The sequence below is a fragment of the Neorhizobium descurainiae genome, assembly GCF_051400715.1.
Taxonomy (GTDB): domain Bacteria; phylum Pseudomonadota; class Alphaproteobacteria; order Rhizobiales; family Rhizobiaceae; genus Neorhizobium.
This window is the reverse complement of record NZ_JBLFFK010000011.1, coordinates 154,570-167,700: the sequence shown is the minus strand read 5'-3', so window position 1 is coordinate 167,700 and position 13,131 is coordinate 154,570. Positions and strand designations below refer to the sequence as shown.

General features: G+C 65.3%; 12 protein-coding genes and 2 riboswitches. Of the genes, 10 read left to right on the top strand and 2 right to left on the bottom strand.

Going from position 1 to position 13,131, the window contains the following annotated elements; genetic code table 11:
* Positions 1 to 36: 36 nt before the first annotated feature.
* Positions 37 to 249: riboswitch (cobalamin riboswitch) on the bottom strand.
* 71 nt (positions 250 to 320) lie between these two features.
* A riboswitch (cobalamin riboswitch) is annotated at positions 321 to 542 on the top strand.
* Positions 543 to 643: 101 nt separating this feature from the next.
* The 7 genes from ACMGE0_RS19500 to ACMGE0_RS19470 are packed head-to-tail and all read left to right on the top strand — an operon-like array spanning position 644 to position 8,877.
* A complete protein-coding gene (locus ACMGE0_RS19500) occupies positions 644 to 1,060 on the top strand; it encodes a DUF1636 family protein (protein ID WP_436817532.1) in 417 nt (138 codons plus the stop codon).
* Positions 1,057 to 2,094, top strand: a complete 1,038-nt coding sequence (cobW, locus tag ACMGE0_RS19495) for a cobalamin biosynthesis protein CobW (protein WP_436817531.1) — start codon at positions 1,057 to 1,059, stop codon at positions 2,092 to 2,094. Before ACMGE0_RS19500 ends, cobW begins: the two co-directional genes overlap by 4 nt.
* Positions 2,095 to 2,104: 10 nt before the next feature.
* Complete coding sequence (gene cobN, locus ACMGE0_RS19490; protein ID WP_436817530.1) at positions 2,105 to 5,395, top strand: cobaltochelatase subunit CobN; 3,291 nt, start codon at positions 2,105 to 2,107, stop codon at positions 5,393 to 5,395.
* On the top strand, positions 5,392 to 6,723 hold the full coding sequence (cobG, locus tag ACMGE0_RS19485; protein ID WP_436817529.1) for a precorrin-3B synthase: 1,332 nt from the start codon (positions 5,392 to 5,394) through the stop codon (positions 6,721 to 6,723). Before cobN ends, cobG begins: the two co-directional genes overlap by 4 nt.
* Complete coding sequence (locus ACMGE0_RS19480) at positions 6,720 to 7,349, top strand: precorrin-8X methylmutase (protein WP_436817528.1); 630 nt, start codon at positions 6,720 to 6,722, stop codon at positions 7,347 to 7,349. Before cobG ends, ACMGE0_RS19480 begins: the two co-directional genes overlap by 4 nt.
* The gene (locus ACMGE0_RS19475) at positions 7,346 to 8,104 is read left to right on the top strand and encodes a precorrin-2 C(20)-methyltransferase (RefSeq protein ID WP_436817527.1); all 759 of its coding nucleotides are present in this window, start codon (positions 7,346 to 7,348) and stop codon (positions 8,102 to 8,104) included. The genes ACMGE0_RS19480 and ACMGE0_RS19475 overlap by 4 nt, the downstream gene beginning before the upstream one ends.
* Entirely contained in the window at positions 8,101 to 8,877 is a 777-nt protein-coding gene (locus tag ACMGE0_RS19470; protein WP_436817526.1) for a precorrin-3B C(17)-methyltransferase, read from the top strand. Before ACMGE0_RS19475 ends, ACMGE0_RS19470 begins: the two co-directional genes overlap by 4 nt.
* Here ACMGE0_RS19470 and ACMGE0_RS19465 read toward each other — a convergent pair.
* Positions 8,856 to 9,608: a cobalt-precorrin-6A reductase gene (locus ACMGE0_RS19465; protein WP_436817525.1), complete on the bottom strand. Its 753-nt coding sequence runs from the start codon at positions 9,606 to 9,608 to the stop codon at positions 8,856 to 8,858. The two genes, ACMGE0_RS19470 and ACMGE0_RS19465, sit on opposite strands and share 22 nt — an antisense overlap.
* Between ACMGE0_RS19465 and cbiE the strand changes: the two genes are divergently transcribed.
* From cbiE to cobM, 3 genes are read left to right on the top strand one after another with little or no spacing between them, the layout of a single operon-like run.
* Positions 9,595 to 10,863, top strand: a complete 1,269-nt coding sequence (cbiE, locus tag ACMGE0_RS19460) for a precorrin-6y C5,15-methyltransferase (decarboxylating) subunit CbiE (protein WP_436817524.1) — start codon at positions 9,595 to 9,597, stop codon at positions 10,861 to 10,863. The two genes, ACMGE0_RS19465 and cbiE, sit on opposite strands and share 14 nt — an antisense overlap.
* A complete protein-coding gene (locus ACMGE0_RS19455) occupies positions 10,860 to 11,246 on the top strand; it encodes a cobalamin biosynthesis protein (RefSeq protein ID WP_436817523.1) in 387 nt (128 codons plus the stop codon). Before cbiE ends, ACMGE0_RS19455 begins: the two co-directional genes overlap by 4 nt.
* Positions 11,243 to 12,025 carry a precorrin-4 C(11)-methyltransferase gene (gene cobM, locus ACMGE0_RS19450; protein ID WP_436817522.1) on the top strand — a complete coding sequence of 261 codons (783 nt, stop codon included), beginning with the start codon at positions 11,243 to 11,245 and terminating at the stop codon, positions 12,023 to 12,025. Before ACMGE0_RS19455 ends, cobM begins: the two co-directional genes overlap by 4 nt.
* On the opposite strand, the gene ACMGE0_RS19445 is transcribed toward cobM, so the two are convergent.
* A complete protein-coding gene (locus ACMGE0_RS19445) occupies positions 12,001 to 13,110 on the bottom strand; it encodes a cobalt-precorrin-5B (C(1))-methyltransferase (protein WP_436817567.1) in 1,110 nt (369 codons plus the stop codon). The genes cobM and ACMGE0_RS19445 overlap by 25 nt on opposite strands.
* Positions 13,111 to 13,131: the final 21 nt, after the last annotated feature.

Genomic DNA, 13,131 nt, shown 5'->3' with positions numbered 1-13,131 from the left:
GTCTCGTCCTTTCGCCCTCCACCCGAGGGCTGTTCAAGTTTCTCACCACCTCTGGCAGGTCTCCTGGCTCGCGGATCAGGCGCCTCTCGCCCGCCTTCCCGGATTGCTCCAGTGGCTTGACGGCCAACCGGCCGTTTTGGACGAAGACTTTCCGCTTACAGTTGCGGGGGCAGCCACGGGTTTGACGGCAAATCCGTCGCACCGCATTCCCTCAAAACCCTTTCGGGCACCATAGGTCCGGTCACTATAGACGAATTCGCGAGCCCCGCAATCGCCTTTGCGACGCCCGCCGCACTCCATTGACATAGGGCTATGACCGGGCTTAGTTGAAAGAAGACGGTCCTTTTCCGGCAACGGGAAGGGCTAAGAGAGAATGCGGTGCGATCCTTGGGATCAATGCCGCGGCTGCCCCCGCAACTGTAGGCGGCGAGCCATTTTGCCGAGCAAGGCCTCTGGGCCGGAAAGCCACTGGGAAAACCGGGAAGGCAGGCAAATGGCGGCGACCCGCGAGCCAGGAGACCTGCCGTTCGATTTAAGCTTCGCCGGGCGGGGTGCTCCGGAGGAAGTCTTGTCATTCACCGCAGGCGGGCTTGCCCTTCTGCTCCGCGCCCCGATTTTTCGAACTGGCGGTAACGCGGCTTAGATGATGAGTGACGAGCGAAAAGACGATCTGGAAACCGTCCCGGAAGCCGTGGATGTGACGATCTTCGTCTGCACCAATTGCCGCGACGAGATCGATCCCGAAACACGCCCCGGCATCGGGATGATCGCCGCTCTGCGGGAAGCTACAGCCGGCAAGCCGCTTGCCGTAAAGCCCGTCACCTGCCTCGCCAATTGCGAAAAGAGCCCGAGCGCGGCCTTCAACCACCGATCCGGCTGGTCTTACGTTTTCGGGCATCTGACGCTGGAGAATGTCGAAGACATCGTGACCGGCGCAATGATGCTCGCCGGGGACGAGCGCGGCTTCCTTCCCCTTCGTGGCCGTCCCGCCTGCCTCCGCGGCAAAGGCATGACGGCCCGCATTCCACCCTTCCACCATCACGAGGACATGCCTTCATGAGCGTCAATTTCGACCGCGTTCCCTGCACCGTCGTCACCGGGTTCCTGGGCGCCGGCAAGACCACGCTGATCCGCAGCCTGATCGAGAAGCTCGACGGTAAGCGCCTGGCGATCATCGTCAACGAATTCGGCGATGTCGGCATCGACGGCGACGTGCTGAAGGGCTGCGGCATCGAGACCTGCCCGGAAGACAATATCATCGAGCTCGCCAACGGCTGCATCTGCTGCACCGTCGCCGACGACTTCGTGCCGGCGATCGACCAGATCCTCTCCCGCGAACCGCGCGTCGACCATATCCTCATCGAGACTTCCGGACTTGCGCTGCCGAAGCCGCTCGTCCAGGCCTTCCAGTGGCCGGATGTGAAGGCGCGCGTGACGGTGGATGGCGTCGTCGCCGTGGTCGACGGCGTGGCTCTGGCGGAGGGCCGGGTCGCCGACGATCACGGCGCGCTGGAAGCCCAGCGGCAGGCAGACGACTCGATCGACCATGACGACCCGGTCGAGGAAGTCTTCGAGGACCAGGTCGCCTGTGCCGACATGATCGTTCTGACCAAGACCGATCTTCTGGATGCCGCAGGGCTCGCCACCGCCAAGGATCGCGTTACCGCCCACCTGCCGCGGGCCGTGAAGATCGTCTCGGCCGCGAATGGGGCGATCGATCCGGCAGTGCTGATCGGCCTCGGGCTCGCCGTCGAGGATGACATCGGGAACCGCAAGACGCATCACGACGACGAGCTCGATCACGACCACGACGACTTCGACAGCTTTGTCGTCGACCTGCCGGCCGTGGCGGATGCCGAAGCACTCGCCGCCCGCATCTCCGTGACGGCGGAAGCCGAGAACGTCCTGCGCATAAAAGGCTTTGTGGAGGTCGCGGATAAGCCGATGCGCCTGCAGGTCCAGGCTGTAGGATCGCGCGTGAACCATTATTTCGACCGCGCCTGGGCGCCCGGCGAAGCGCGGCACGGCCGTCTTGTCGTGATCGGCGAAAAAGGGATCGACCGCGCGGCGATCGAAAGGATGCTGGCCGCATAAGGCAACGGAAATGCACATACTTGCCACCACATCGTCGTCGCTCGACGACCTGATCGAGCCGGTCGACCTCAACCAGTCGCCCGCCGATGTGGTGGTGCTGTCCTTTTCCGGCAGCGACCTGAACGGCATCGCTGCAGCCTGGGACAAGGGTCGGGCGAGCCTGCGGCTGGCCAACCTTTCCGACCTGCGGCACCCGATGTCCGTCGACCTCTGGGTGGAGAAGACGGCGGCACATGCGAAGGTCATCCTTGTGCGCATTCTCGGCGGCTATGACCGCTGGGCCTATGGGGTGGATGAACTTTCACGCATGGCGAAGCGCAAGAGGATCGCGCTCGTGCTTCTGCCCGGCGAATGCAGCATTCGTGACGAGCGGCTTGTCGGCGCCTCGACGGTTTCCGAAGAGCAGCTTGCCGGCATTCTCGCCTGCTTCCGCGAGGGCGGCCCGGACAATATGCGGCGGCTGGCAAGGCGACTGGCCGCGCTGGCGCGAAACGAAACAGCGCCCCTGCCTGGCGCGGCGGCGATGCCGAAGGCCGGTTTCTACAAGCCCGGCCATGGCATCGTCAGCGTCGAGAGGCTGCTTTCCAGCCTCGCTGCCGATGCGCCGCGCCTGCCGATCCTCTTCTACCGTTCCATGCTGCTTGCCAACGATGCCGCGCCGATCGATGCGCTCTTCGAAGCTCTGGCTGCTCGCGGTTTCGCGCCGCTGCCGATCTTCGTCAGCGGCCTGAAGGATGCGGATGCGGTCGCTTTCGTCGAACGGACGATTGCAGGCCTCGATCCTGCGGCGATCATAGCCACGACGGCTTTCGCCAGCGGCACGGATGAAAAGGGCGAAACGATCTTCGACCGCACCGGCGTGCCGGTTTTCCAGGTTGTCGTCGCCACGACGCGCCGAGAAGGCTGGGCGGAAGGCCGCCGCGGCCTGAATCCTGCCGACCTCGCCATGCATGTCGTCCTGCCGGAACTCGACGGCCGCATTCTTGCCGGAGCGATCTCATTCAAGGCAGGCGAAAACTCCGCCAGTCTCGTCAACCGATCGGAACCGGACCGGGTTGAGCAAGTGGCAAACCGCATCGCCGCCTTCCTGAGGCTGAGACTCGCATCGCGCTCCGAGCGAAAAGTCGTCATCCTGATGCCGGACTATCCGAGTGCGCCCGGACGCACGGGCTACGCCGTCGGGCTGGACGTGCCGCAAAGCGTGCTTTCAATGCTTCGAGAGCTTGTGATAGCCGGCTATTCTGTTTCGGATATCCCGGAGACGGCCCGCGATTTGCTGGACCTTCTGGCTCCGAAATCCGCAGCTTTGCCGCTTTCGGATTACATCTCGGCATCCCATGCCGAAGCGGCCTGGGGTGCGCCTGAGACGGACGAGGACCTGGAAGACGGTGCCTATCGCTTCCGCGCCGCGCAGTTCGGCAACATAACCGTCGCGCTTGCGCCGGATCGCGGGCGCAACGCCGATCGCCGTGCTGATTATCACAGCCCCGATTTGCCGCCGCGCCATGCCCTCATCGCCTTCGGCCAGTGGATGCGCAAACAGCTCGGCGCCCACGCGATCGTTCATGTCGGCGCGCATGGCACGCTGGAATGGCTGCCGGGCAAGACGGTGGCTCTGTCGAAGGATTGCTTCCCGGAACTCGTTACCGGCGGCCTGCCGGTCGTCTATCCATTCATCGTCTCCAACCCGGGCGAGGCGGCCGTCGCCAAGCGGCGGATTGCCGCCGTCACTGTCGGCCACCTGCCGCCGGTGCTGACCGGAGCCGGCCTTTCCGACGGGCAGAAGAAGCTCGAACTGCTGGTCGATGAATACGCGCAAGCCGACGGGCTCGACCGCCGCCGCCGCGACCGGCTGGCCAGGCTGATCGTCGAGACTGCCCGCGAGACGGGCTTGGCGACCGAAGCGGGCGTGTCCCGCGACGACGATCCGGACGCGGCGCTTACCCGCATCGATGCCTTCCTTTGCGATCTCAAGGATTTCGCCATCAAGGACGGGCAGCATGTCTTCGGCGAAGTGGCGCCTGGCGACGTCGATCCGCTGCGGATTGCGAGTGCACAATCCGAACGGCAGGCACTGCTTGACGCGTTGGACGGAAAACACATCCGCCCCGGCCCCTCCGGCGCGCCCTCGCGCGGCCGTCTCGACGTGATGCCGACCGGCCGCAACCTCTTTGCCAGCGATCCACGTACGCTGCCGACGCCGACCGCCTTCGAACTCGGTAGGCACGCGGCGGATGAAATCCTGCGCCGCTACGTGCAGGATCACGGCGATTGGCCGAAGAGCCTCGTCTTCGATCTCTGGGGCAGCGCGTCGCTCCGAAGCGGCGGCGAAGAGGTCGCACAGGCTCTGGCCCTGATGGGTGCCAGGCCGATGCAGGATACGGCGACCGGCCGCGTGACCGGCATCGAGGTTTTGCCGCCGGCGCAGCTCGGCCGGCCGCGTGTTGACGTGACGCTCAGGATTTCCGGCCTCTTCCGAGACATGTTTCCGGCGCTGATCGCGCTTCTTGATGCGGCCACACGCGCGATCGCCGCCCGCGAGGAAGCGCCGGGCGACAATCCGCTGGCCGAGGATACCCGGAGACTTGGGCACGTGCCGCCGCGCATCTTCGGTTCGGCGCCCGGCTCCTATGGCTCCGGAATCGAGGAAAAGCTTGCCGACGGCATCTGGGCAGAGCGGGAGGAACTCGGTCGCATCTATCTCGATGCCACGAGCCATGCTTTCGGCGGCCCCGACGGCGAGGGAACCCATGTGCCCGGCAAGTTTGCGGATCGGATTGGAACAGCCGACCTCCTGGTTCATACAGGCGACGACCCTGGCCGCGACCTGCTGGACGGCTCGGCGGATGTCGCCTTCATCGGCGGGTTTTCCGCAGCCGTTGCGGCTCTTGGCGGCAAGGCGGATGTGATCGCCCTCGACACGACCGATCCGCTGAGGCCAAAAGCGCGCTCGATTTCCGAAGCCGTGACGCGCGTGGTGCGTGCCCGCGCCGTCAATCCGCGTTTCATCGCCGGCCAGATGCGCCACGGCCCCCGCGGAGCGGCGGAACTCGTCGAAACCGTCGACCGGCTGATCGGCTTTGCAGAAACCACCCACGCCGTTCCGCAATCGCTGATCGAGGCCACCTATGATGCCTATCTCGGCGACGAAACCGTGCGCGACTTCCTGCTTTCCCAGAACCCGGAAGGCACTCGCCATATGGGCGAGCGTTTTCGCTCGGCGCTTCGCCGCGGCCTCTGGCATCCGCGCCGGAACGCGATCGATGCGGAGCTCGAAATGCTCGCGAGGGAGGTCGCATGACGGCGCTTTCCCTCGATCACGCGACTTTGGATATGCGGCCCCACCTGAATATGCAAAGGGGCGCCTGCCCTGCGCTTTCCGCTCCGATGATGACCGGCGACGGACTTCTCGCCCGCGTCGCGCTGACCGATGCGATAACGCCTGCGCAGCTTGCAGACCTTTGCCGGCTGGCCCGCTGCCACGGCAACGGCATTCTCGATATTTCAGCCCGCGGCAATCTGCAAGTCCGGGGCTTGAGCGAGGTATCGGCACCGTTACTCGACATTGATGTGCGTGCACTGAACCTGCCGCTCCGCGACGGCCTTGCCGTAGAGGTTCCACCCCTCGCCGGCCTCGACATTGCCGAGATCGCCGACCCTCGTGCACTCGCCGAGGCCATCCGCCGGGAAGCACGCGATATCGAAGGCCTGGCGCCGAAAATATCCGTCGTCGTAGACGGGCAGGGGAGTTTGCGCCTCTCCCATCTTCTGGCGGATATCCGGCTGGTCGCCGTCCGATCGGATGGAAGCATCCGCTGGAGGCTGCTGCTCGGTGGTACTGAAGCCGTGGGTAAGGTCCATGGCGTGTTCGGAGAGATTGAAGCCATCGAGGCGACGCTCTCTCTGCTTCGAAAGCTCGCCGCGATGGGCAGCAAGGCCCGTGGCCGCGATCTGGGAAGCGGCCTTTCCTTGAACGGTGACGCCGCGCCTTCCGCCTCGCCCCTCGGCACTTTTACGCTCTCAAACAATCTTTGTGCGGTCGGCATCGGCGCGGCCTTCGGCCAGGCACAGGCTGAGGGCCTCATCGCGCTCTGCACAGAAGCCGAGCGGTTGGGAGTAAAATCGCTGAAGCCGGCGCCCGATCACTCCCTGATGCTCTTCGGGCCGCGATCGGCCTGCGAGCTCCTGGCGGATTTTGCCGGAAGCAAGGGCTTTATCACCGCCCCGAGCGACCCGCGCGGAAACATCGCCGCCTGCCCCGGAACTCCGGCCTGCAAGTCCGCGACGATTGCCACGCACGAGATTGCCGCGAATGCTGCAGGCGAAGCGGCTGACCTGCTCGACGGTTCGTTCAAGCTGCACATCACCGGCTGCCCGAAAGGTTGTGCCCATCCGGAGCCCTCCGCTCTTACCCTTTGCGGCACGGCGGCCGGACTTTCATTTATCCATCAGGGAAAAGCAGCGGATTCACCCTTTGCTTCCACGATAATTGCCGATACCAACGCCTCCCTTCGCCGCATCGCCGACCTCGTTCAGACGGAACGGCGCGACGGAGAGAATTCTGCGGCCTGTCTAACCCGGTTGGGACCGGAGCGACTGGCAGCCGCCGTAATGTCAGGACGACCATGAACAGCTACGATTATATCCGCGAAGGCGACGCGATCTACGAACGGTCCTTCGCGATCATCCGCGAGGAGGCCGATCTTTCCGCCTTTTCCTCTGAACAGGCGGAAATCGCCGTGCGCATGATCCATGCCTGCGGACTTGTCGAGGCGGCCCAGCATTTCCGCTTCTCCAAGGATTTCGTCTCCCGGGCGCGCGGCGCACTTTATGACGGCAGACCGATCTATTGCGACGCCGAGATGGTGGCGCACGGCATCACCCGCGCCCGCCTGCCGGCCGACAATGACGTGATCTGCACGCTGCGCGACAGCCGCACGATCGAGCTCGCGAAAACGATCGGCAACACCCGCTCCGCCGCCGCCCTCGACCTCTGGGACGAGACGGAGGGCGCGCTGGTGGCGATCGGCAACGCGCCGACCGCGCTCTTCCGCCTGCTCGAAATGCTGGATGCCGGCGCGCCGCGGCCGGCCGCGATCATCGGCATGCCGGTCGGCTTCGTCGGCGCGGCCGAATCCAAGGAGGCGCTGATAGAATCGAGGCTCGGCATTCCCTATGCCGTGGTGCGCGGCCGCATGGGCGGCTCGGCGATGACGGCGGCCTGCATCAACGCGCTTGCGAGGGCGGGGCTTTGAACGCGGCGATCCTCAAAGGGCGGCTGACCGGCGTCGGCACCGGGCCGGGCGATCCGGAGCTTCTGACGCTGAAGGCCGTGCGGGCCATCAACGAGGCGGATGTCATCGCCTTCTTCTGCAAGAAGGGAAGTAACGGCAACGGCCGCGCCATCGTCGACGCACATGTCCGTCCAGGCACGCTGGAACTGCCGCTCGTTTACCCCGTAACGACCGAGACCAACAAGGACGAGGCGGAGTATCGCGGCCCGATCGCCGACTTCTTCGACCGGTCGGCGGAAGAGATCGCCGCGCATCTCGATGCGGGCAAGAACGTCGCTATCCTGAGCGAAGGCGATCCGCTGTTCTACGGTTCCTACATGCACCTGCATGTGCGGCTTTCGAAGCGCTACCAAGCCGAGGTCGTAGCGGGCGTCACCGCCATGTCCGGCTGCTGGTCGATGACCGGCCTGCCGCTGGTGCAGGGCGACGATATCCTGAGCGTGCTGCCGGGCACCTTGCCGGAGGAAAAGCTTGTCGAGCGGCTGGAGGACACCGACGGCGCCGTCATCATGAAGGTCGGCCGCAACCTTCCGAAGATCCGCCGGGCGCTGGCTTCGGTCGGAAAGCTCTCCGGCGCGCTCTATGTCGAACGCGGCACCATGGCGAACGGCGCGGCGCAGCCGCTGGAGGAACGCGACGAAAGCCCCGCACCCTATTTTTCCATCGTGCTCGTGCCCGGCTGGAAGACGCGGCCCAAGGGGGAAGCGGATCGATGAGCGGCTCCCTCGTCGTTGTCGGCCTCGGGCCGGGAAATCCCGACCAGATGACGCCGGAGGCGCTCGCGGCAGTGGCGGCGGCGGAGGATTTTTTCGGCTATTTCCCTTATATCGACCGTCTGAATCTCAGGCCGGACCAGCGTCGCCACGCTTCCGACAACCGCGAGGAACTGGCGCGCGCAAGAGCGGCGCTGGAGCTGGCGGCGAAGGGCGGCAAGGTCTGCGTCGTGTCCGGCGGCGATCCCGGCGTCTTCGCCATGGCGGCGGCGATCTGCGAGGCGATCGACGAAGGGCCGGCCGAATGGCGCGATATCGATTTTTCCGTCGTGCCGGGGGTGACGGCCATGCTGGCGGTCGCGGCCAAGGCCGGCGCACCGCTGGGCCATGATTTCTGCGCCATCTCGCTGTCAAACAACCTGAAGCCCTGGGAAATCATCGAGAAACGGCTCGTGGCCGCCGCAACGGCAGGCTTCGTGATGGCCTTCTACAACCCCGTCAGCAAGGCGCGGCCACACCAGCTCGGCGATGCTTTCGCGCTTCTGCGCCGGCACCTGCCCGGCGAGGTGCCGGTGATCTTCGGCCGGGCTGCGGGTCGGCCGTATGAGGCGATCCGCATCGTGCCGCTTGCCGAGGCCGAAAGCGGCATGGCCGACATGGCTACCTGCGTCATCGTCGGAACGGCGGAAACGCGGATCGTCGGACGGGAAGGAAAGCGGCCGATCGTCTACTCGCCGCGTTATTTCAGGGGCGATTACGGGAGCACCGGCACATGATCGAGCCAGGTCAGCAGCTCTTCGATAGTCTCGACGGACGGCACAGCCGGCAGGTCCGGCCTGCGCACGAGGATGACCTCGATGCCGAGCGCGCGGGCAGCGGCAATCTTGCCGTAGCTCGAAGGCCCCCCGCTGTTCTTGGCGACGATCGCCTCTATCGCATGCTCTTCAAGAAGCCGCGCCTCGTCCGCTTCTGCGAAAGGACCGCGCGAGGTGAGATAGATCGCATGCGGTACATCCAGCGGCGGATCGACCGGATCGACGCTGCGGATCAGGTAATGGTGCTGAGGAGCCTCTTCGAAGGGCAAAAGCTCCTGCCGGCCGAGGGTGAGAAAAACCTTTCGCGGATGTTTGCCCAGCACGCCAACGGCATCATCGACGCTCGCGACCTCGGTCCAGCGGTCTCCGGTCAACCGTCGCCAAGGCAAGCGGCGGAGCGCTATCAGCGGCACATCCGCCAGCCTGCCCGCTTCCGCCGCGTTGCGGGACATTTGCGCCGCATAGGGATGGGTCGCATCGATCAGGATCGAGATGCCCTTTTGCCGGATGTAGGCCGCCAGACCCTCCGCACCGCCGAACCCGCCGGCACGCACCGGCACCGGCTGTTCGGCCGGCGCGCGGGTGCGGCCGGCCAGCGAGAGTTCCGTGGCAAAACGCGGATCGCCGGCGAGCTTTTCGGCCAGTTTTCGGGCTTCCGCCGTTCCGCCGAGAATGAGGATGGAGTGTTTCAAGGTGCCTCCTGATTCAGCGGAAAAAGCTTTAAACCAAAGCCGCTGGCTGTCCATCGTCGGTATCGGGGAAGATGGGGTGAGAGGTCTTGGCGAGAACGCTCGCAATGCGATTTCCTCCGCCTCGGTGGTCTTCGGCGGCAAGCGGCATCTGGAGCTGGCTGCACCGCTGATCACCGGTGGATCGCGGGTCTGGCCGACGCCTTTCGATGCCGCCATGCGCGATGTCGTGGCGCTGCGCGGGCAGAAGGTATGCGTGCTGGCCTCCGGCGATCCGTTCCTCTTCGGTGTCGGCGCCACCCTTTCGCGCCATGTGACCGCCGAGGAGTTTACCGCCTATCCGGCGCCTTCCGCCTTTTCGCTGGCTGCTTCAAGGCTCGGTTGGCCGCTGCAGGAGGTAGAAACTGTATCGCTGCATGGCCGGCCGGTTGATCTCATCCGGCCGCTCCTGCACCCCGGACGGCGGATCATCGCTCTGACCTCTGATGAAAAAGGGCCGGCGGAACTGGCGGAACTGCTTGCCAGTACGGGCTTTGGTCTATCTCGGATGGCGGTCCTGGAGGCGCTGGGCGGCGAGGCGGAGCGCGCCCAGACCGCGCAGGCAGACCAATTTGCATTGCCGGCTATCAATGCTCTGAACGTGGTTGCCGTGGAGGTGGAGGCAGGTCACGACGCCCGTATCCTGCCCCGTGCCTCCGGCCTGGACGATGCGCTATTCGAGCATGACGGCCAGATCACCAAACGGGAAATCCGGGCGCTGACCCTCTCTGCGCTGGCACCCCGGCGCGGCGAGCTTCTGTGGGACATAGGCGCCGGATCCGGCTCGATCGGCATCGAATGGATGCTCGCCGATCCGTCGCTCAAGGCGATTGCCATCGAGGCCGATGCTGAACGGGCGGCGCGCATTCGGAGAAATGCCGCTTCCTTTGGTGTGCCAGGCCTGCAGATCGTCGCGGGGAAAGCGCCGGCGGCATTGGCCGGTTTGCCGCAGCCGGACGCGGTCTTCATCGGCGGCGGTGGCAGCGAGCCGGGCGTCTTCGACGCTGCCGTGGACGCGTTAAGACCGGGCGGGCGGCTGGTCGCCAATGCGGTGACGCTGGAAATGGAGGCCATACTGCTCGCCGCCTACGCGAGATTGGGCGGAGAACTGACCCGCATCGAGGTTTCGCGCTCAGCGCCGATCGGTAGCATGTCCGGCTGGCGCCCCGCCATGCCGGTGACCCAATGGCGCTGGACGAAGCCGGGAGAGCCGAAATGATCGTAGCAGGTCTCGGCTGCCGGAAGGGGACATCGGCAGAAAATGTGCTTTCCGCATTGGATGCGGCCTGTTCGCAAGCCGGTATTTCACGTGAATCGGTGACGGCACTGGCGACGGGCGAGATCAAACGCGACGAGCCGGGTCTGCTCGAACTCGCCGGGAAACTGGTTCTACCTCTGCATGTTCTGGACGAAACCGTGCTGAAACAGGCCGAAGGCCGTACGAAAACCGTGTCGAAACATAGCCTCGCGCAGACCGCCACGCCGAGTCTCTCGGAAGCCGCGGCCCTTGCCGGCGCCGGGGAAGGATCGGAGCTGATCGTCGCCCGGCTGATTGCCAATGGCGCCACCTGCGCGCTGGCGCGCTCGAAGGATCATCGATGACCGTCCATTTCATTGGCGCCGGACCTGGCGCCGCCGACCTCATCACCGTGCGCGGACGCGATATTCTCGCCCGTTCGCCCGTCTGCCTCTATGCCGGCTCGATCATGCCGAAGGAGCTGCTCGACTACTGCCCCAAGGATGCGCGGATCGTCGATACCGGTTCTCTTTCGCTTGACGATATCGAGGCGGAATATGTGGCCGCGCACAAGGCCGGAAAGGACGTGGCCCGGCTGCATTCCGGCGACCTTTCCGTCTGGAGCGCGGTGGCCGAGCAGATCCGCCGGCTGGAAAAACACGGCATCGATTATACGCTGACGCCGGGCGTGCCGTCCTTTGCGGCCGCCGCGGCGGCGCTGAAGCGCGAGCTGACAATCCCGGAAGTGGCGCAAAGCCTGGTGCTCACCCGCGTCTCGGGCCGGGCGTCGAAAATGCCGGAAGGGGAGACGCTCGCCGCATTCGGTGCGACGGGCGCAACGCTGGCGATCCATCTCGCCATCCATGCACTCGGGAAGATCGTCACGGAACTGACGCCGCTTTATGGGCCCGATTGCCCGGTGGCGATCGTGGTGCGCGCCTCCTGGCCGGAGGAGCGGATCATCCGCGGCACGCTCGCCGACATCGAGGCGAAGCTTGCGGAAGAACCGGTCGAGCGTACTGCATTGATCTTCGTCGGCAAGGGGCTCGGCTCGACCGAATTCGTCGAAAGCCAGCTTTACAATGCCGACTATGTAAGGCGCTTTCGTCCCGGCTGGGATCAGGCGCACAAGGGCTCGGAATGATCGGAGGAAGTGAACTGAGTTTGGCCGACCAATCGGCCTTCGCGATCGAAGACGAGGATCTCCAGCGAGATTGCCGGGTCCTTGAGCGCCCTGGCGGCCGTCGTCCAGGCGAGCGCCGCTATGCGATCGCCGAGCGCCAGCCCGTTTTCGCCGGCAAGGCTGAAGGCCTGGGAGACCGTGTTCGCTCCTGCGATGCGCTCCACGAGAGCGGCATCCGCACCGGCTTCCGCCGCGACCTTCGCGAGCGCTTCGAGATCGGCAAGTCCGCGTTTGGAATGCACGTCGAGCATGCCCTGGGCGAGCTTGGTCATCTTGGCGACGCCGCCGGCGATCGTCACCTTCGGCACAGGGTGGTCCCGCAGGTATTTCAGCATGCCGCCGACGAAATCGCCCATGTCGATCAATGCGATCTCCGGCAGGCCGTGATGCGCCTGTACCGCCTTTTCCGACGTGTTGCCGGTGGAACCGGCTACATGGGCGAGACCGGCCGCCCGCGCCACGTCGATGCCCCGCCAGATGGAATGGATCCAGGCCGAGCAGGAAAAGGGGATGACGATCCCGGTCGTGCCCAGGATCGAGATGCCGCCCAGGATGCCGAGCCGGCCATTGAGCGTCTTCTCGGCGATCTTTTCGCCGTCCGCGACGGAAATCTCCACCTCGAAATCGGCTTCACCACCCGCCACCTCGATGATCGCTCCGGCGATCATCTTCCGCGGCACCGGATTGATGGCGGGTTCCCCCACGGCAAGAGGCAGGCCCGGGCGGGTGACGGTGCCGACGCCTTTGCCGGCCTTGAACGTGATGCCGCTGCCGGGCGAACCGCGCCGAACGGTACTCATGATAAGGGCGCCATGGGTAACGTCCGGATCGTCGCCGGCATCCTTGACGATGCCGGCCCTGGCGAAACCGTCACCCCTTTCCTCCAGAGCGAGCGCAAAGCTCGGCCGCTGGCCGCCCGGCAGCGTCACCTCCACCATGTCCGGAAATGTGCCGGAAACGAGTGCAAGACAGGCCGCCTGGCTGGCTGCCGCCGCGCAGGTTCCCGTGGTCCAGCCACGGCGCAGGTTCTTGCCATCCGCTTCCATGGCCGTTTCTATAGCCCGACC

What these genes read in the sequence shown, in the direction of transcription:
- ACMGE0_RS19455 (WP_436817523.1), top strand. Translation starts at nt 10,860, where the DNA reads ATGATCGTAGCAGGTCTCGGCTGCCGGAAGGGGACATCGGCAGAAAAT.
- ACMGE0_RS19480 (WP_436817528.1), top strand. Translation starts at nt 6,720, where the DNA reads ATGAACAGCTACGATTATATCCGCGAAGGCGACGCGATCTACGAACGG.
- cbiE (WP_436817524.1), top strand. Translation starts at nt 9,595, where the DNA reads ATGGAGTGTTTCAAGGTGCCTCCTGATTCAGCGGAAAAAGCTTTAAAC.
- ACMGE0_RS19445 (WP_436817567.1), bottom strand. Translation starts at nt 13,110, where the DNA reads ATGGAAGCGGATGGCAAGAACCTGCGCCGTGGCTGGACCACGGGAACC.
- cobM (WP_436817522.1), top strand. Translation starts at nt 11,243, where the DNA reads ATGACCGTCCATTTCATTGGCGCCGGACCTGGCGCCGCCGACCTCATC.
- cobN (WP_436817530.1), top strand. Translation starts at nt 2,105, where the DNA reads ATGCACATACTTGCCACCACATCGTCGTCGCTCGACGACCTGATCGAG.
- ACMGE0_RS19470 (WP_436817526.1), top strand. Translation starts at nt 8,101, where the DNA reads ATGAGCGGCTCCCTCGTCGTTGTCGGCCTCGGGCCGGGAAATCCCGAC.
- cobG (WP_436817529.1), top strand. Translation starts at nt 5,392, where the DNA reads ATGACGGCGCTTTCCCTCGATCACGCGACTTTGGATATGCGGCCCCAC.
- cobW (WP_436817531.1), top strand. Translation starts at nt 1,057, where the DNA reads ATGAGCGTCAATTTCGACCGCGTTCCCTGCACCGTCGTCACCGGGTTC.
- ACMGE0_RS19500 (WP_436817532.1), top strand. Translation starts at nt 644, where the DNA reads ATGATGAGTGACGAGCGAAAAGACGATCTGGAAACCGTCCCGGAAGCC.